The following is an 18,256-nucleotide window of genomic DNA, read 5'->3' as shown; positions in this document are numbered from 1 at the left end:
GGAAGCCGGTCAGCTGGTCAGCCGCGCCAAGGCAGGGGCGGAACAGTCCGGTCAGGTCGTCAGCCAGGCGGTTCTCGCCATGGAGATGATATCGAAGTCGGCCAACGAGATCTCCAACATCATTGGCGTGATCGACGAGATTGCCTTCCAGACGAACCTTCTGGCGCTGAATGCCGGTGTGGAAGCAGCGCGTGCGGGTGAGGCCGGCAAGGGCTTTGCGGTCGTTGCGCAGGAAGTGCGCGAGCTGGCGCAGCGCTCTGCGACTGCGGCGAAGGAGATCAAGGCGCTGATCACCACCTCGAATACGCAGGTCGATCAGGGCGTGAAGCTTGTCGGCGAGACGGGACGTGCGCTGGAAACGATCGTGTCAGAAGTGCAGGAGATCAACCGTCACGTTCTGGCGATCGTCGAATCGGCGCAGGAACAGTCGTCTGGGTTGCAGCAGATCAACACGGCTGTGAACCAGATGGATCAGGACACGCAAAAGAATGCGGCGATGGTGGAAGAGACGACGGCGGCGAGCCACAGCCTTGCCTCGGAAGTCGTGGCGCTGAACCGTCTTCTGTCGCAGTTCAAGCTGGCCGAGGGTGGGATGTCGATGCAGCCGCAGCTGCGTGGTGCCGTTGCCTCGGATCGCCCCGCCGCGTCTCCCGTCAAGGCGCTCGGCCGCAAGATCGCCTCGGCCTTCTCCGGCAATGCCGCCATCGACACAAAGGGTGACTGGCAGGAGTTTTGATTGCGTTTCCGGCCATGGGTCGGCCGGATTGACGGCTGACCTGACACAAAAAAAAGCCCCGGCGGATCAAATACGCCGGGGCTTCTGTATTTGAAGGGCAGCGTTTTACGCTGCCACGCATAGCGTCTTGATCAGCCCTGAGCCGCGCGCGTGTAGCCGCCGGGCTTGCCGCCACGGGGGCCGCCGCGCTTCTGGCCGGGACGGTCGTTGCGGTTGCGATCGCCATTCGGGCGACCGGCCTGATGGTGGCCGTTGTTGCCCTGCTTGCGCTCGCCGCCGCCTGCGGCTTCCGCATGCGGACGGCGGGCCGGACGTGCGTTCTGTTCGCCACGAGCCTCTGCGCCTTCGCCACCCTGCTGGGGACGGCCCTGACCCTTGCGGTGCGGCTTGCGGGCCGGGCGCGCTGCGCCACGCGATGGCTGGTTGCCGCCACGTACATCCGCCGGCGGCTCGCCGCTGGCGACCGTCAACGGCATCTTCGTCAGCTTCTCGATGTCGCGGAGCATCTTGATTTCGTCCGGAGCGCAGAAGGCGATCGCGATGCCATCCTTGCCGGCGCGCGCAGTGCGGCCGATGCGGTGGACGTAGGATTCGGCGACCGTCGGCAGGTCGTAGTTGTAGACATGCGTCACGCCGGGAATGTCGATGCCGCGGGCGGCGACGTCGGTTGCCACGAGAACACGCATTTCACCGTCGCGGAAGGCCTTGAGCGCGCGTTCGCGCTGACTCTGGCTCTTGTTGCCGTGGATGGATGCAGCGGCAAAGCCGATGTTTTCCAGGTGCTTGGAAAGCTTCTCGGCACTGTGCTTGGTCTTGAGGAAGACCATGGCGCGACCGTCCGGGTTGTCGGTCAGCGACTGGCGCAGCAGCTGCGTCTTCTGGTCCTTGCCGGTGACGTGATGGACGAACTGTTCGATCTTGTCGGCCGTCTTGCCGGGGGCGGCGGCTTCGACGCGCAGCGGGTCGGTCAGGTATTCCTGTGCGAGCTCCTCGATCTGCTTGGGCATGGTGGCCGAGAAGAGCAGGGTCTGGCGGCGCTTCGGAACCATTTTCGAAATGCGGCGCAGGTCGTGGATGAAGCCGAGGTCGAGCATCTGGTCGGCTTCGTCCAGCACGAGGTAGCGCACGGCCGTCAGGTTGACGTCATTGCGCTTGCACAGGTCGAGAAGGCGGCCGGGGGTTGCGACGAGAATGTCGGTTCCGCGGGCCAGAAGCTGGGCCTGCTTGTGGATCGATGCGCCACCGACGACGAGCGCGATGCGCAGCTTGGTGTCCTTGAGGAAGGCGCGCAGGTTGCCGGTGATCTGGTTGACCAGTTCGCGGGTCGGAGCGAGAATCAGCGTGCGCACGGCCTTGGGTTCCGGGCGCTGGTTGTCGTTCAGGAGATGCTCGATGATCGGCAGGCCGAAGGCCGCCGTCTTGCCGGTGCCGGTCTGGGCGAGGCCGATGATGTCGCGGCGCTCCAGCACCAGCGGGATCGCCTTCACCTGGATCGCGGTGGGGGTGGTGAACTCCATGCCTTCCAGCGTACGCAATGTGCCAGCGGAGAGACCGAGGTCGGAAAATTTAGTCAAGGTATTCAGCCTTTCGGGGACGCAAAACGCCGATAACCCGCAGCGCCATGACCGGACTGCGGTTGTCGTTCGCGTCAAGAACCCCGCGTGAATTGGGAACTTGTGGGTTAAGTTATTTTGCTTTCAGCGCCGCCGGCGTGGAACCCGGCATCAATGCAACGCGCCTTTCCTTCTGTTGCCCTGATGGCCTTTTTGCCTTGTCAGGTGTCGCAACGGCCAGCTCACGCGGCGGCCGGAAGGGGAAAGCTGAGTGCTTGTCTTATGAAAGGGTCTGAATGTCAAGACCAAGGGCAAGTGAGCAGGCAGATTATGCTGCATCGCAGCGGGAAACTCGCCAACGGTTAAAGATAAGACGGCATGGTTAACCAATTCTTTAACGCTCCATGTGCCTAGTTAAGCAACGGAAGTTCTAAAGGATTCGGGAGAAACCAGGTGCAGCAAGGCGTGGATCTGCTGGCTATGGCGTGCCAAAGGTTGGCTCGCACCCGCGTTCCTGCCTGCATCAAGGATTCGGAACTGCGCTATGTCGCCGTCAGCGCCGCCTTTGCCGGTCTTTACCGCATGGAGCCGCACGCGTTTTCCGGTTTGCGAGACGCCGATCTGAGCAACGCCGCCGCCAATGGCCTGCGTGACGAGATGGAGCGCAAAGCCATCGTTTTTGGCAACGAGGCCGAGCTTGACCTGGCCATCGGCGCCGACGATCGCGTTCAGCGCCTCAAGATCGAGCAGTTCGTGAGCGAGACGGGCGAGATTTTTCTCTATGAGCATGTCGAGCCCGCGCGGCCCATGCTGGCGGCTGCCACCGCCCCCTGGTGGGTGCTGGAGGGGGACGAGCCGGAAGCCGTGGTAACTTTGCCGACTGCGGAAGAAGAAAACGAGCCTGCCTTCCTGTCCGTCCTCAAAAATGCGCTTTCCCATATCGATGCCGGCATTCTGATCATCGACCCGGAAGATCGCGTCGCTTTCGTCAACGACAAGATGGAACAGATCTATCTGCGATACATGGGGTCGATCCATCGTGGCGAGACGCTGACGGCCATTCTGACACGCGGCATCGAGCGTGGTCTCGATCCGGATGTCGATGGCGCAGATGAGGGGGCGTGCAAGGCCTGGGTGCGGGACCGGCTGGAGGCCTATCGTCAGCCGTATTTCGAAACCACGACACGCTTGAGAACCGGACGCTGGATCAGGTTGATCAACCGCCGGCTCGAGAATGGCTATGTCGTCGGTCTGCGGCTGGACATCACCGACAGCAAGGAACGCGAGGCGTTGCTGATCCGGCAGCGCGACGAAGTCAGCCTCTACAAGGCGGTGCTCGATGCCTTGCCGGTTCCGGTCTTCGTCCGCGACGAAAACCATATCATGATCTATGCCAACGAAGTGGAGAGGGGGCTTCTCGAGACCAGGAAGCTCAATGCTCTCGGCTTTGATGAGCGCAGCGTTTTCGGCGAGGAGGCGGATACCTATATCGAGGAGAATGATCGCGTCCTGATGACGGGAGAGGTCTCGGTGCGCGAGACCGAAATGCGGCATAGGGCCGATGAAGGCGCGCATATCCTGTCACGCATTAGCCGTGCCATTCTGCCGGACGGCAAACCCTATATCGTGGGGTCGCTGCTCGACATGTCGGCCCTGCGGCAACGCGAACTGGAGCTGGAAGACGCCCGCAATCATGCACAGGCCGCCTGGCAGCAGCTTTCCGATATCATGAACAGCATCGAAACCGGTGTGCTGGTGATCCGTCAGGCCGATCTGGTGGTGGAGCTTGCCAACGAGAATCTTCTGCGAAAGTGGTCGGGGATCGGGCTTGATGGGCTGGTCGGACACTGTTTCCTCGACATGATCGATCACAGCGTCGAAAGAGGACTCTTCGACCTGACGGATGAACAGCGCGAAGCGGCCAAGGAAAACTGGCGCGCGATGCTGACGACCGGCGAACTGCCTTTGCGCGAAGTGACGACGGCTGCGGGCGATACCTACGTCATGCAGGGGCAGCAGATTGGCGGTGCCCGGGCGGTCGTGACGTTTACCAATATCAGCCAGTTGCGCCGGCAGGACCGCGCTGTTGACGAAGCCCGCGCGAAGCTCGCCGAGACCGCCGCGTTGATGGATAAGGCGCTGGTCAGTATGGCTCAAGGCCTGCTGATGATTTCGGCAAATGGCGATGTCCTGGTGTGTAACGGCGCTGTTGAGCGTTTGCTCGATATGCCGTCCGGCATGATCCGCATCGGTGGGCGATGGGACGAAATCTTTGCCCATTGTGCTGCGCGCGGAGATTTCGGTGCCGACCCGTTGACGTTGCTGGAGCAGCTTCGCGAGGACACCCTGAACCGCAGGACCAGTGACATCAGCTTCTGCATCGGCGGCGTACGTTGGATCCGGCTTGAGGTCAAGCCAACGGATGATGGCGGCATGATCGGCCTTGTGACCGACGTGACGGAGTTGCGCCGGCGACAGGAAGAACTGGAACGCCTGCTGCACCGCGCCGCGAAGGCGGATCGGGCGAAGTCCGACTTTCTCGCAACGGTCAGCCGCGAGTTCCGGACACCGATGAACGGCGTGCTCAGCATGACGGAGCTGCTGTCTCGCTCAGATCTCGACCCGCGACAAAAGACCTATGTGAGCGCCATCAGCAAGTCGGCCAAGTCGCTGATGACGCTCATCAATGATATTCTGGACTTTTCGAAGCTCGATTCCGGCCGGCTGGAACTTCATCCCGTCTTTTTCAATCCGCTGGAAGCACTGGAGGACACTGCATCCATCCTGTCGGCGAAGGCCGAGGAAAAGAACCTCGTCGTCGTCGTTTCCCCGGGCCCGGATATCCCGAAGCGGGTTTTCGGCGATGCGCTGCGGTTCCGCCAGATCATCTTCAATCTCGTTTCCAACGCCATTCGCTTCACTGATCGCGGCCATGTGGAAATTCGTCTCGCGACAGGGCCGAGGGTCGAGGGCAGACGCATACTGACCATTGAGGTGGAGGACACGGGCTGCGGGATTGCGCCGGAGCATCAGCGCGTGATTTTCGAGTCCAATGCGCGCACCTCGGACAACGGGGCCGGGCGCATGGAGGGGCTGGGGATCGGCTTGCCGACCAATGTCAGCCTCGTGCGGCTTTTTGGCGGGACGATCGAACTGGAAAGTGAAATCGGGTGCGGCAGCACTTTCCGTGTGGCGCTTCCCCTCGAATGCGCGGAAACGCGCGCAGAGGATGATGATGTTTTTCCGGCCGCGGGCGCGCGCGTGCTGCTGGTGGACGATATCGCCGTTTCCCGGCAATCGGTCGGAAGAATGCTGGCGGGCTGGAAGTTTGACGCGACCGGTGTGGAGAGTGTCGAAGAGGCCTGGGCGGTTCTCGAGGCTGCCGACGGCGCCGGGATCAACGTCGATATCGTCATCGTCAGCGGTGCGCTTGAGCGGCGCGGGGCCGGCCGGCTCATTGAACGCCTGCGTGCTGACCCGCGCTTTGCGGCGACGGCCGTGGTTCTGTTGACGTCTGTCCTGACAGAAACCCTTCAAGGTGTTGCAGAGATTGCAGTGGACGCGCAGTTGCAGCGGCCGGTGCGCAGCTCGCTGCTTCTCGGGGCGCTCTGCGACGTTATCGCGGCGCGCCGCCGCGGCGCACAGGCCGATGCGCGCGTTTCTGTAGAGGCCGAGCTGGAGGCTGTCGAAATATCCGATGATCAGCCGGTTGACGTGCTGGTTGCCGAAGACAATGAGGTGAATGCGCTGGTGTGCCGGCAGATCCTCGGTTCCCTGGGCCTGAGCTTCCGCATCGCGCGCGATGGCGTCGAGGCCGTGCGGCTGTGGCAGAAACACAAGCCCGAAATCGTGATCATGGATATCATGATGCCGCAGATCGACGGCTACGAGGCGACGGCGGCGATCCGCGCCGAAGAGGCGAGAGACGGCCTGCGCCGCACGCCAATCATCGCGATCACCGCGAGAACGCAGGACCACGACCGCAACGCCTGCCTCGATGCCGATATGGACGATTACCTGCCCAAGCCCTTCACACCGGAGCTTCTGGCGGCGAAGATCGATGTCTGGCGTTCGCTGGTCGCGGGCGAAGCCAAGATCACGGACGACTTCATCCGATCAGCATGAACTTGTCGACATCGACCAGGCCGCGATCCGAAATCTTCAGGTGCGGAATGACCGGCAGCGGCAGGAAAGCCAACTGCAGGAAGGGTTCTTCCAGCGTTGCGCCCAGCGCAATCGCGGCCTGTCGCAGATGGTGCAGCGTGTCGCGCACCGATTCATAAGGCTCAAGGCTCATGAGGCCGGCGACGGGAAGCGCGATTTCGCCCGTGACCTTGCCATCCTGAACGACGACGAAGCCGCCATTGATGTCCGACAGACGATTGGCGGCGACTGCCATATCCTCGTCATTGGCGCCGACAACGCAGATATTGTGGCTGTCGTGGCCGACTGTGGAGGCGATCGCGCCTCTTTTTAGCCCGAAGCCCTGTACGAAGCCGTTGGCATGGTTGCCGTTCTTGCCGTGGCGCTCGATGACGGCGACTTTCAGGATGTCGCGCTCGAAATCCACGGTTGTCTGGTTGCCATCGACGGGTAGCTTGAACCGGCGGTGCTCGGTGATGATCTTGCCGGGCAGTACGCCAATGACGGAGGTTTCACCTTCGGTTGCCGGAATGCCGAAATCGGCCGCCTTGACGGTGCGCGCCTTGACGCTGGTCAGCCCGACCGGGGCGACCAGCTTGCGCGTCGCGAACAGGGCGTCCGTGACCTCGCGGCCGCCAGCGAACACAGTCTTGGCCTTGCAGTTTTCCAGACTGTCGATGACGACGAGGTCGGCGCGCCAGCCCGGCGCCACGAGGCCGCGGTCGCGCAGGCCGAAGGCGCGGGCGGCGGAGATGGAGGCGGCGCGATAGATCGCCAGCGGTTCGACGCCGTGGGCGATCGCGGTGCGGATCAGATAGTCGAGATGGCCCTGTTCGGCGATGTCCAGAGGGTTGCGATCATCGGTGCAGAGGGCCAGGAAGGGCGAGAGCCGCTCCGTGAGGATCGGCATCAGCGCATGCAGATCCTTCGAAACCGAGCCTTCGCGCACGAGAATGTGCATGCCCTTGCGGATCTTCTCCATCGCCTCGGCAGCACTGGTGCATTCGTGGTCGGTGCGGATGCCGGCGGAGAGATAGCCGTTCAGATCGTTGCCGGAGAGGAGAGGAGCGTGGCCATCGATATGCTGGCCCTGAAAGGCTTCCAGCTTGGCCATGCAGACCGGGTCCTTGTAGACGACGCCGGGGAAGTTCATGAATTCGGCCAGCCCGATGACCTTCGGATGGTTGCGGTAGGGCAGAAGCTTCTCGATGGGCAGATCCGCACCTGCCGTTTCCAGATGGGTCGCAGGAACGCAGGAGGAGAGCTGGACGCGGATGTCCATGATCGTTTCTTCAGCAGAGGCGAGGAAGAATTCGATGCCTTCCGTACCCAGCACGTTGGCGATCTCGTGCGGGTCGCAGATCACCGTCGTCACGCCATAGGGCAGGACGCAGCGGTCGAATTCATGCGGGGTCACGAGGGAGGATTCGATATGCAGATGCGTATCGATGAAGCCGGGCACGACGATCTTGCCGGCGATGTCGATCTCGCGTTTGCCGGTGTAATCACCGCATGTCCCGACGATCGTCTCTCCGCAAATGGCAATATCGGATGCGACGAGTTCGCCCGTCACCAGATCGAAGAAGCGGCCGTTCTTGAGCACGATGTCCGCATGCTCACGCCCGGTTCCCTGATCGATGCGCCGTTCCAGTTCGCTCATGCCTTTTATCCCTTCGTACCGTCTTGCCGCGACTTAACCAGACTCGCGGGCCGCAGCACAAGGGCGCAATCAGCTGTTCATCCCGGCCACAGTGCCGTTGAGAATGCCGGCGAAGGAGACCCAGGCGAGATAGGGCACGAAAAGAAGGGCCGAAACAGGATCGGATTTCCGCGTCACGGCGATGAAGGCCAGGATGGACAGCCAGAGCGCGACAATGACGGCAAACGCGCCCCACATCATGTGAAGCCCGAACCAGAGCGGCGTCCAGCTCCAGTTCAGTAGCATCTGGACGATCCAGATCTGCATGGCCGGGCCTTTTGGATCGCGCAGGAAAGTTCGGGCAAACGCGATGCCGATGAGGACGTAGAGAATGGTCCAGACCGGTCCGAAGACCCAGGCCGGCGGATTGAAGACGGGTTTGGCGAGCGAGCGGTACCACTCGTCCGGCCCAACGGTCAGGCCGATCGCCGCACCGACTGTTACAACGGCAAGAATGGCCAGCGCGTGAACCAGCAGCGGGCGGAGCTTGTTCGCGGTCGTGTTCGTCATCTTGATCTCTCCTTTGTGGGAAATACGCGGGAGAGCGCCAAAAGGTTCATGGCGCGGCGGCTTTATGTGGCGCTGGATGTCCCTTAAGGGGCGACGGTCTCCGCAACGACCCTCTCCCTGTGCGCCTGCTGGAGCGTAAAGGCCTTTTTCACGAAGGCTTCCACGACGGACAGTTCGGTCTGGCCGAAATTGGCCAGCATGGCGGCCGCGTCATGGGCCAGAGGCTTGTAGAATGTGTCCAGCGTGTCGCTGGCGGGCTGCGTCATGGCGACCACCACCTTGCGGCGGTCGGTCTCGTCGCGCTGACGCTCGACGAAGCCGCGCTTTTCCAGCCGGTCGATCATCGAGGTTGCTGCCGCCGGCGTCAGGCCGGAAGCCACCGCAAGCTGGCCTGCCGTCTTCGGTCCGTCAATGAGGGCCTTCAGGCAGCGGTGTTCGGCGTTGATCAGGCCGAGCTTGTTGCCGATGGCCTCATCAAAACCCTGTATGGCGTCCTGCCACTGGTCGAGAACATGAAGGATTTCCAGGCGGCGTACGGCGTCCTGCTCATCCGTGGAATTTATTTCGTTCATCTGATGATCCCGCGGCGTGAATATTCGTTCGTCTCATGATGGGTCGATTCTGACCTTGAGACAAGGAGATGATAACGCCGCATGCCGACGACATCATGTCGGAAGGAAATAGGTGGCGGCGATCCAGCCAAGGAGGTCAAAGACGGCGAAGGCGGCGAAGACGATGTGATAGGCGCGCGCCCGGATGAAGCATCCCGCAAGTGCGGCAACGATGAGTATGACCTGCTGGGCATCATAGGCGTCGCCGAGGCTGGCGTAATATTCCGTGCCCTTGAGCAAAGTGTCGCCGACATCGGCGAGTTTCAGCAGGATCAGGAGGCCGTAAAACCACCGCCGGCGCGAGACGAAATAGTCGGAGTAGCCTTTGTATTCGTTGATCTGGTCGGGGAAGAGCAGGGCGGAAATGGCGGCAAACAGCGCCGCATAGGTCAGCAGATAGGCATAGATACCGAAGTTCCAGTGCTCCATGTGGCGCAGATTGAACTCGAACCACCAGAAATGCGGGATGGAGACCAGCACATAGGCTGCCCATGTCATATGCACCAAGTCGGTCTTGTAGCCGGCGGGGTGCTGGATGAAGCGCGTCAGACCGTTGATCATCCGGGCGAGGCTGAGGCCCAGGATCATGCCGATGATCACGCGGACATGGATGAAGATCTCGGCGTCGTTGGGAGGAAGCTTGTCCATGTTTGCCTGCTATTCGTTTCTAGGTCCGGCACAGATGTATCTGCGCCGCTGAAAGCAGGGAAGGCGGCCCGAGCCGCCATCCACCAATGATGTGCCTCCGAGATGCCTTGCCGTCTCAACCGGTGAGGCGCGGCATGGAGACGATCTTGTTGAACAGCGCCGTCATCGCATCCGAGATGCCCTGCGTCGTGGCCTCGAAATAGAGGCCGGGTGTGGCGCAGGCCTTCATGCGCGTTCCGATCTCGCTCTGGAATGGGGCAATCCACAGACCGTACCATGTGGTGTTATTCTGAGCGTCTGTTGTCGGAAGCGGAAGATATGTCGTGTATAGGATGGCGATCGTGTAACCCTGCTTCTTCAGAGCGTCGCAGGCTTTGGTATCGATGGGTTCCTGGCAGCGGGTACTGCCGGACAGGGGCTTGGTGCAGGTCGCGGGCTTGTTGCTGTCGCCAACGCCATCGGACACCATGAAGATAATTTTCTGAGGTGTGGCGAGACTATTGCCATCGCCGGCAAAGCCCATCTTGGCTCCCAATTGCGCCAGCGTACTGTCAAAGCTCGTGATCTGGTCGTTGTTGTAGTTCTGCTCCGGTATGGTCATGAGATTGACCTTCGCCTTGGCGGTGTCGGCGGCCGTCTCCAGGTCGGTTGTCGGAGCGACGACTTCCTGAAGCTGCATGTTTTCGGCGGATTTGCCGAATGTATAGACACCCATGCGGTACAAATTTTTGTTGTTTCCGCGGTTAGCCGATGCTTCCTGTAACAATCTCGCTGTGGCTGTGGCAACGACGTCGATGCGGGTTGTCACCTTGTTGTTCTTGTCTGTTGCGAGATGGTAGTTATCGTTCGGGTCCTCGATTATTTTGCCATTTGGTTTCGTGATCCTGATGTGGCAGGCAAAGGCGCATCCCTCGGAGTTCGATATGTTGTAGACCCGCTTGTCTCTCGCCTTGGTCAGGCTGATCATCTTGTCGATGTCTGTTTGCGAGGCGGCGATGCCCATGGATGGCGTGTTGTCGAGAAGGAGATAGAAATTGCGATACGTCGCGACCTCGTAGACCGCCGTGGCGCGGCCGGCGACCTTGATGACCGGTTGGCCGAGGATTTTCGAAAGATAGGTCGGTATCGTCGCCTTGTAGTTGACGACGGAGCTCATGCTCTTGCCGGTCTTCACGATGCTGGCGTCGACGGAATCGACGGTATAGCCCTTCACATTCTGCAACTGGCCCCGGAAGAATGCCTTCGCGTCGCTTTCCGCAATCGGAACCGTCCCGTCGCCCTTCATGGCGAAGGCGGCCTGCATGCCGGGGGAGGAGCTTGAAATGGCGGCAAGTGCTGCGGCGTCGCCGGCGCCCTGGAGCTTCGCTTTGATCGAAAGCGCGTTCGTGTAATCGACGGCAAGTCCAGCGACACCGATGATCGGGACGATCAGCAAGGCCGTCAAAATACCGAAATTACCTGCCTTGTCCCTAAAAAATCCGGGCAACATGTTCAAAACTCCGCCGATACTATCGTGCTGAAATACCGCAGAGTGTTTAAGGTCGGGCGAAGAGAATTGGTAAAATTGTTGCTACCTGTGATTTACTGCCTAGTTCCGGCACATCGGAGATCGACGAAATACGGCCCCGAGACGGGGCCGTTTTCGCATGTTGTGAATGGATAGACCCTGCCGGTTAGATATTGTTCATCAGCACGTCGCGCAGCTTGTCGAACAGTTCGTCGATCTGTGCCTTGGTGATGATGAGCGGCGGCGACAGTGCGATGATGTCGCCGGTCGTACGGATCAGGAGGCCCTTCTCATAAGCCTTGAGGAAGGCCGTGAAGGCGCGCTTCGTCGGTTCGCCGGCAATCGGGGCGAGTTCGATGGCGCCGATGAGGCCGACATTGCGGATATCGATGACGTTGGGGCAATCCTTCAGCGAATGCAGTGCCTCCTCCCAGTACGGGGCGAGTTCTGCGGCGCGGGTCAGCAGGCCTTCTTCCTTGTAGGTGTCGAGCGTGGCAAGCGCTGCCGCCGAGGCAATCGGATTGCCGGAATAGGTGTAGCCGTGGAAGAACTCGATGAGATGTTCCGGACCGGTCATGAAGGCATCGTGGATGTCCTTCGTCACGAAGACGGCGCCCATCGGGATCACACCGTTGGTGAGGCCCTTGGCGGTGGTGATGATGTCCGGCTTCACGTCGAAGAACTGAGCGGCAAAGGGGGCGCCGAGGCGGCCGAAGCCGGTGATGACTTCATCGAAAATCAGCAGGATGCCGTGCTTCGTGCAGATCTCACGCAGCTTGGCGAGATAGCCCTTCGGCGGGATGAGAACGCCGGTGGAGCCAGCAACGGGCTCGACGATGACGGCGGCAATGGTGGAGGCGTCATGCAGCGTGACGATGCGTTCCAGTTCGGTTGCGATGTCGACCCCGCCATGGTCCGGGATGCCGCGCGAGAAGGCGTTCTTCGCCGGCTGGTGGGTGTGCGGCATGTGGTCAACGCCGGTCAGCAGCGTGCCGAACATCTTGCGGTTGGACACGATGCCGCCGACGGAGATGCCGCCGAAGTTGACGCCATGATAGCCGCGCTCGCGGCCGATGAGGCGGGTGCGCGAACCGTCGCCCTTGGCGCGGTGATAGGCAAGCGCCACCTTCAGTGCTGTCTCGACCGATTCAGAACCGGAATTGGTGTAGAGCACATGCTCCATGCCTTCCGGCGCGATATCGACAAGGCGCGAGGCAAGCTCGAAGGCCTTCGGATGGCCCAGCTGGAAGGCGGGGGCATAATCTAGTTCGCCGGCCTGCTGTGCAATCGCTTCGGTGATCTTCGGGCGGCAGTGACCGGCGTTGACACACCAGAGACCAGCGGTGCCGTCGAGTACGCTGCGGCCGTCATGCGTCGTGTAGTGCATGTCCTTCGCGCCGACGAACAGACGAGGCTCCTTCTTGAACTGGCGGTTGGCCGTGAACGGCATCCAGAAGGCGCTGAGGTCGTTCGGTTTCGCGGTCGTGCGGTTGGACATGTTCTTCAAGTCTCCTCAAGGGAAGTTCGGCGTCGATGATCCGGCGTCATGTTCTTTATCGGTTGATCAAATTATCAGCGCGTCCCCTTGCGTCAAGCCAGCGAAAAAACGGGGTTCATGATCTTTTTTGATGGACGATCACGCTGCCGTGCGGCGGAAATTCTCCAACAGGCTCGCGCAAGATTAGCAAGTGATGATCCAAGATCGAAGGTACCATTTCCATTGGTGCTCTTTCCGACGTTTCACGGAACCTGTTCCGAGCACGTTGACTGGTCGAGGGCAAAGCGGACCGGTCGGCATGGAAACGTAACCGGCGGCAATGATAATCGCCTGAGCGTACATGATGAACGCACCCATCGTCTCGCTCAGGCGAATTATTTCCCGAGCCCAGTCGGCTTTCCCCATCCATATCTTCTCAGAGAAATTCCGAGCCGAAGGTGGAAACCGGTTTTGCGTTCGGAATTTTGCAAAAACAAAAAGATGGAGAATTTCCATGTTTCAGTGAGACGCGGAAATGCTCCAGAACAGCGCGTGACCGGGCGCGTCGTCGCGTTCAAAGTTCATCCGCACCTGCCTTGGGCCTCGACAACAAAAAACGCGGTCATGCAATGCATGCCGCGTTCGCGGAAGCCGTGGCATCTCGGTTCGCTGCGCCGGTTGATGGCCGTGGATCAGGCGCTTTTCAGCGCCTCCGGGACGTAGAGTGCGTCCAGCGTCGTCAGCAAGGTGCGAACTTGCGGATTGGGGCTGGAATAGTAGATCGTCTGGGCGGATCGGCGCGTCTTGACGAGGTTGAGAGCCTTCAGTTTCGACAGATGCTGGGAAAGGGCGGACTGGCTCAGGCCAACCTTTTCAGCCAGCGCGCCAACGGCAATCTCACCCTGAACCAAATTGCAGAGGATCAATATCCGTTTCTGGTTAGCCAATGCCGACATGATGAGTGCGGCTGCGTTAGAATTCGTGTAAAGGTTGTCCAGATTCATCAAAATATACTTCCGCCGAGATCCTAGTTCGTTGGGTTCGCGTAAGGACGAGATGCGCGCCTCGTGCGATTATAAACCAACAAATCACTTTTGGATATCGATATATATCGCTATAGAAATATTTCAGGTTGTTCTGAAATTGGGAAAATTCTTGTTTTTTATCATATAATTAACCAAATATTACTATTCGCTGTATTCCTCGCTCTTCGACCACGATGCAACCGGGTTCGACGGACGATAGCCGGCCGCCCTGTGGAATCAGCCCGTTTGATTCCGCCGTGGCGACAAGCTGATTCTCGCGCTCCGCTGTCAGTTCGGTGGTGCTTTCGGGTATGCGAAAGTCATCTGCGGTCAGGGCATAGGCGCGCCCGAAACCGCCATTGAGGCTTGCCGCGACGGGGCTGAGGCGAAAGAAGAGGAAATCGGGAAAGTCGACATAGAGCGCCGCCTTCGGGTGGCGCCGCAGAAAGCGCTGGCGCAAATACAGCCGCTCCGGATCCTCCGGGGCCACTGGCAGCGCATCGCATTGCAGGCTGATGCGCGGCCAGGCAAGCGGATCGCCCTTGCCGGGTTCGCCGAAGAGCAGCGAGCAGCGGGGCACGGCCAGCAGCGCCTTCGTATGAGCGGCCAGACGCGAGACCAGAATGATCGGTCGGCTCGCTCCGTCGGTGGCGGTCAGAACGCGGCTGGAATTCGGATAGCCGGTGTCGGGATCAATCACCGCGATTGCGGCGAAACGCGCCGTGAGAATGAGTTCGCGGGCCTGGCTGCGCGCCTGTGCGTCCGTTTCCTGGAGGATGGCCGGCTTGTCGTTCTTGCTCATGGCTCATGCTCCCGTCCCTTGTCCGCCCGCGCAGATAGCGGTTGCCGCCTTGGTATATTGTATACAGTCTTAGGGCAATCCGAAACCGGGGCGACGGATAAAACGGAAAAGGCCGCTCCCTGTGGAGGAGCGGCCCCGAAGGTCGGTTATTTGCAGAAGAGACTACGTCTCAGTCGTCACGGCGGCGGTGGCGTGTCAGGCCTTCGAGAATATCCTGGGGGGAAATCGTGCCGATGACTGCCCCATTCTCGACAACGCCGGTGACGCCGGGCGTCTTTGCCATGGCGTCGAGTACCGTGCTCAGCGGTGCGTCGGGCTGCACCGTGCCGACAACCGAGCCGCTATCGGCGGCGCCAGGTTTCATCACGTCGCTGGCCGTCAGCATCATGATCGGGTTCATGTGCTGAACGAAATCAGAGACATACTGGTTGATCGGGTTCTTCACGATGTCCTGCGGCGTACCGCACTGGACGATGCGCCCGCCTTCCATGATGGCGATGCGGTTGCCGATGCGGAAGGCTTCGTCCAGATCGTGGCTGACGAAGATGATGGTCTTCTTCAGCTTGCGCTGAAATTCCAGCAGCTCGTCCTGGAGACGGGTGCGGATCAGCGGGTCCAGGGCGGAGAAGGGCTCGTCCATCAACAGGATCGGCGCGCCGGTGGCAAACGCGCGGGCAAGACCGACTCGCTGCTGCATGCCGCCCGACAGTTCGTTGACCTTGCGGTTTGCCCATTGCGCCAGATTGACGAGTTCCAGCTGCTCGGCGACCTTGGCCTTTCGCGCTGCTTCCGGCTCGCCTGCGAGTTCCAGGCCGAACCCGACATTCTCGGCAACGGTGCGCCAGGGGAGAAGGCCGAACTGCTGGAACACCATCGAGACTGTGTGCATGCGGAAGTTGCGCAGTGCCTTGCTCGATGTCTTGTAGGGATTGAGGGAGCCGGTATCGGTCTTGACGGCAACATCCCCGCGCACGACGGGAGCCAGCCCGTTGACCGCGCGCAGCAGCGTCGACTTGCCGGAGCCGGAGAGGCCCATGAGGACGAGGATTTCGCCCTCGTTGATCGTCAGGCTGGCATTGGCGACGCCGAGGACAAGGCCGGTTTCCTTGCCGATCTCGTCGCGGGTGCGGCCCTCATCGACCATCTTCAGAGCGCGGCCTGGGTTGTTGCCGAAGATGATGCTCACATTGTCGAAGCTGACAGCCGTCATGCCGTTTCTCCTTCGTCGAAGAACTTGAAGATGCGGTCGAGCACGATCGCGAGGATGACGATGCACATGCCGGAGTCAAAGCCCATGGGGACGTTCATCTGGCCAAGCGCGCGCTGAACCAATGTGCCGAGACCTTCCGCGCCGACCATCGAGGCGATGACCACCATGGAGAGCGACAGCATGATCGTCTGGGTGATGCCGGCCATGATCTGCGGGAGCGCGAAGGGCAGTTCCACCTTGGTGAGGATCTGCACAGGGTTTGCGCCGAAGGCCTGCGCGGCTTCTATCAGGGCGGGGGGTGTCGAGATGATGCCCAGGCGGGTGAGGCGGATCGGCGCCGGGATCGCAAAGATGACCGTTGCGACGAGGCCGGAAACAGCTCCGAGTCCGAAGAGGATCAGGGCGGGGATGAGGTACACGAAGGTCGGGATCGTCTGCATCAGGTCGAGGATCGGGCGCAGGACAGCGTAGATCCATGGCCGGCGCGCAGCCAGGATGCCGAGGGGCACGCCGATGGCCATGGACACGCCGGTGGCGGCCAGAACAAGCGCCAGCGTTTCCATCGCTTCGGTCCAGTAGCGCTGGTTGTAGATGAGCAGCATGCCGACCGCCGTCAGCACGACGACGCCGAACTTGCGGCGCACGGCCCAAGCGATCAGACAGAAGGCCGCAATCGTGATGAAGGGATAGTAGGGCGCAATGGCAGTATCCTCGACAAACTTCCCGAGAAGCAGCCAGAGAATGCCGTCGATGCAGCTTTGCAGCACCACCGAGACCATGTCGAAAAAGCCGCCGAGATTTGTCGTCAGCCAGTCCACCACGACCTTGGCGCCCCGCCCGATCATGATCTTGTTGTTATCGTCCAGTAGCCAGCTGTGGAGCCAGTCCATCAGGTTCCCCTTTTTTTGGTGTGGTTGGCCGGGTTTCCGCTCCCGAGCTTGTTGCTCTTTTTGCCTTTTGTTTAGTCCGGTTCTCAGTCTGGCGTCTTGTCGGCATGCGGCCCAATGTGTCCAGTTTACGCAAATGCGCCGGAAGTTGAAGGTCGCGGCTCGGGAATTGCGAACGCACCAACAGAAAAGCAGCTGAAACAAAAAAAGGGCGGCAGAGCCGCCCTTTCGGAAAAGTTCTTGATCAGAGGCCCAGGGCCTTCTTGACCGCCGCATCGGCGTCGCCGCCGTCCTTGGTGGTCACGCCCGCGAGCCAGGGCTTGACCGCATCCGGATGTGCCTTCAGCCAAGCCTTGGCGGCATCCTTGCCCTGCATGCCCTTGTCCATGATGGATTCCATCATCTCGTTTTCCATCGGCAGGCTGAATACGAGGTTGTTGAGGAACTTGCCGACATTCGGGCATTCGGCGACATAGCCGGCGCGCGCCATCGTATACACCGTTGCACCACCGAAGTTCGGGCCGAACGTGTCGTCGCCGCCGGTGAGATAGGTCATCTTGTACTTGACGTTCATCGGATGCGGAGCCCAGCCGAGGAAGACTACCGGCTTCTTGGCCTTGTCGAGCTTGCTGACCTGGGCAAGCATGCCCTGTTCGGAGGATTCGACCAGCTTGAAGTCCTTCAGGCCGTCCTTGTTATTCTTGATCATATCCAGGACGTTCTTGTTGCCGTCATTGCCGGGCTCGATGCCGTAAATCTTGCCGTCAAGCTCCTTCTTGTGCTTGGCGATGTCGGAGAAATCCTTGATGCCGAGGGCTGCGCCATATTCGTTGGTCGCAAGCGTGTATTTCGCGCCTTCCAGGTTTGCGCGGACGGTATCGACCGTCTTGGCGTCGGTGAAGGGCTTTACGATCTGCGTGGAGGAGGGCATCCAGTTGCCCACGAAGAAATCGAGCTGCTTGTTGGCAAGGCCGGTATAGATGATCGGCAGGTCCAGTTCCTTCACTTCGACCTTGTAGCCGAGCGCGGAAAGCACGGTTTCGACTGCGCCGGTCGTCGCCTGGATATCGGTCCAGCTGACCTGGGCGACGTTGACATTGCCGCAGCTTGCCGGCTCGGCTGCCTGTGCGGTGCCCGACGCCGCTGCGGCAAGCACGAACACGGCGGCGGCCGTTGACTTCAAAATGGAACGCTTCATATGGAGTTCTCCCTCTTATGGATGAGGTGTATCAATCATCCTCGGTGTCAGCGAAGCATCAATTTTCGCTCAGTTCAAGGCCCTATTCGGGCTGAGTCCTTCTGGCGCGCAGCCGTCTTCGCAAATCCCAATATAAATGTCGCAAAGGGGTTACTGGTCAAAAAAACTGTGGTTTCCGAAGCTGCCCGGTTGGCTTTGGCAGGCCTGCGGAGGCAAGGGATGGCGCAGGATGATGGCGGTCCGGCGTCAA

Annotated in this window: 14 protein-coding genes; 2 read left to right on the top strand and 12 right to left on the bottom strand. The window is 60.5% G+C overall.

The window, feature by feature from the left end:
• The coding region (locus tag LQK83_RS21325) for a methyl-accepting chemotaxis protein (protein WP_230839502.1) at positions 1-736 on the top strand (736 nt) is incomplete at its 5' end.
• Between the two features lie 131 nt (positions 737-867).
• On the opposite strand, the gene LQK83_RS21320 is transcribed toward LQK83_RS21325, so the two are convergent.
• Positions 868-2,253: a DEAD/DEAH box helicase gene (locus tag LQK83_RS21320; RefSeq protein ID WP_230839503.1), complete on the bottom strand. Its 1,386-nt coding sequence runs from the start codon at positions 2,251-2,253 to the stop codon at positions 868-870.
• Positions 2,254-2,742: 489 nt separating this feature from the next.
• Here LQK83_RS21320 and LQK83_RS21315 point away from each other — a divergent pair, with 489 nt between their 5' ends.
• Positions 2,743-6,414 carry a PAS-domain containing protein gene (locus tag LQK83_RS21315; protein ID WP_230839501.1) on the top strand — a complete coding sequence of 1,224 codons (3,672 nt, stop codon included), beginning with the start codon at positions 2,743-2,745 and terminating at the stop codon, positions 6,412-6,414.
• On the opposite strand, the gene ade is transcribed toward LQK83_RS21315, so the two are convergent.
• The 11 genes from ade to choX form a co-directional block, all read right to left on the bottom strand.
• Positions 6,398-8,092: an adenine deaminase gene (gene ade, locus LQK83_RS21310; RefSeq protein ID WP_230839500.1), complete on the bottom strand. Its 1,695-nt coding sequence runs from the start codon at positions 8,090-8,092 to the stop codon at positions 6,398-6,400. The two genes, LQK83_RS21315 and ade, sit on opposite strands and share 17 nt — an antisense overlap.
• Positions 8,093-8,161: 69 nt before the next feature.
• Positions 8,162-8,641 (bottom strand): TspO/MBR family protein, encoded by a 480-nt coding sequence (locus LQK83_RS21305; RefSeq protein ID WP_230839499.1) that lies wholly within the window; start codon positions 8,639-8,641, stop codon positions 8,162-8,164.
• 83 nt (positions 8,642-8,724) lie between these two features.
• Positions 8,725-9,213, bottom strand: a complete 489-nt coding sequence (locus LQK83_RS21300; RefSeq protein WP_230839498.1) for a MarR family winged helix-turn-helix transcriptional regulator — start codon at positions 9,211-9,213, stop codon at positions 8,725-8,727.
• Positions 9,214-9,306: 93 nt separating this feature from the next.
• Positions 9,307-9,900: a hypothetical protein gene (locus LQK83_RS21295; protein WP_230839497.1), complete on the bottom strand. Its 594-nt coding sequence runs from the start codon at positions 9,898-9,900 to the stop codon at positions 9,307-9,309.
• A gap of 115 nt (positions 9,901-10,015) precedes the next feature.
• Complete coding sequence (locus LQK83_RS21290; protein WP_230839496.1) at positions 10,016-11,389, bottom strand: TadE/TadG family type IV pilus assembly protein; 1,374 nt, start codon at positions 11,387-11,389, stop codon at positions 10,016-10,018.
• 184 nt (positions 11,390-11,573) lie between these two features.
• Positions 11,574-12,905 (bottom strand): aspartate aminotransferase family protein, encoded by a 1,332-nt coding sequence (locus LQK83_RS21285; RefSeq protein ID WP_230839495.1) that lies wholly within the window; start codon positions 12,903-12,905, stop codon positions 11,574-11,576.
• Positions 12,906-13,576: 671 nt separating this feature from the next.
• Complete coding sequence (locus LQK83_RS21280) at positions 13,577-13,888, bottom strand: ArsR/SmtB family transcription factor (RefSeq protein WP_230839494.1); 312 nt, start codon at positions 13,886-13,888, stop codon at positions 13,577-13,579.
• A 169-nt stretch (positions 13,889-14,057) separates the two neighbouring features.
• Positions 14,058-14,711: a HugZ family pyridoxamine 5'-phosphate oxidase gene (locus tag LQK83_RS21275; RefSeq protein WP_230839493.1), complete on the bottom strand. Its 654-nt coding sequence runs from the start codon at positions 14,709-14,711 to the stop codon at positions 14,058-14,060.
• A gap of 169 nt (positions 14,712-14,880) precedes the next feature.
• Positions 14,881-15,921, bottom strand: coding sequence for a choline ABC transporter ATP-binding protein (choV, locus tag LQK83_RS21270; RefSeq protein WP_230839492.1), 1,041 nt, complete (start codon positions 15,919-15,921; stop codon positions 14,881-14,883).
• On the bottom strand, positions 15,918-16,811 hold the full coding sequence (gene choW / locus LQK83_RS21265) for a choline ABC transporter permease subunit (protein WP_230839491.1): 894 nt from the start codon (positions 16,809-16,811) through the stop codon (positions 15,918-15,920). Before choW ends, choV begins: the two co-directional genes overlap by 4 nt.
• A 241-nt stretch (positions 16,812-17,052) precedes the next feature.
• Complete coding sequence (choX, locus tag LQK83_RS21260; protein WP_230839490.1) at positions 17,053-18,006, bottom strand: choline ABC transporter substrate-binding protein; 954 nt, start codon at positions 18,004-18,006, stop codon at positions 17,053-17,055.
• Positions 18,007-18,256: the final 250 nt, after the last annotated feature.

The sequence above is a fragment of the Rhizobium sp. C1 genome (genome assembly GCF_021026335.1).
Taxonomy (GTDB): domain Bacteria; phylum Pseudomonadota; class Alphaproteobacteria; order Rhizobiales; family Rhizobiaceae; genus Ensifer_A.
The sequence above is the reverse complement of the archived record's forward strand: the minus strand, read 5'-3'. Positions and strand labels throughout refer to the sequence as shown.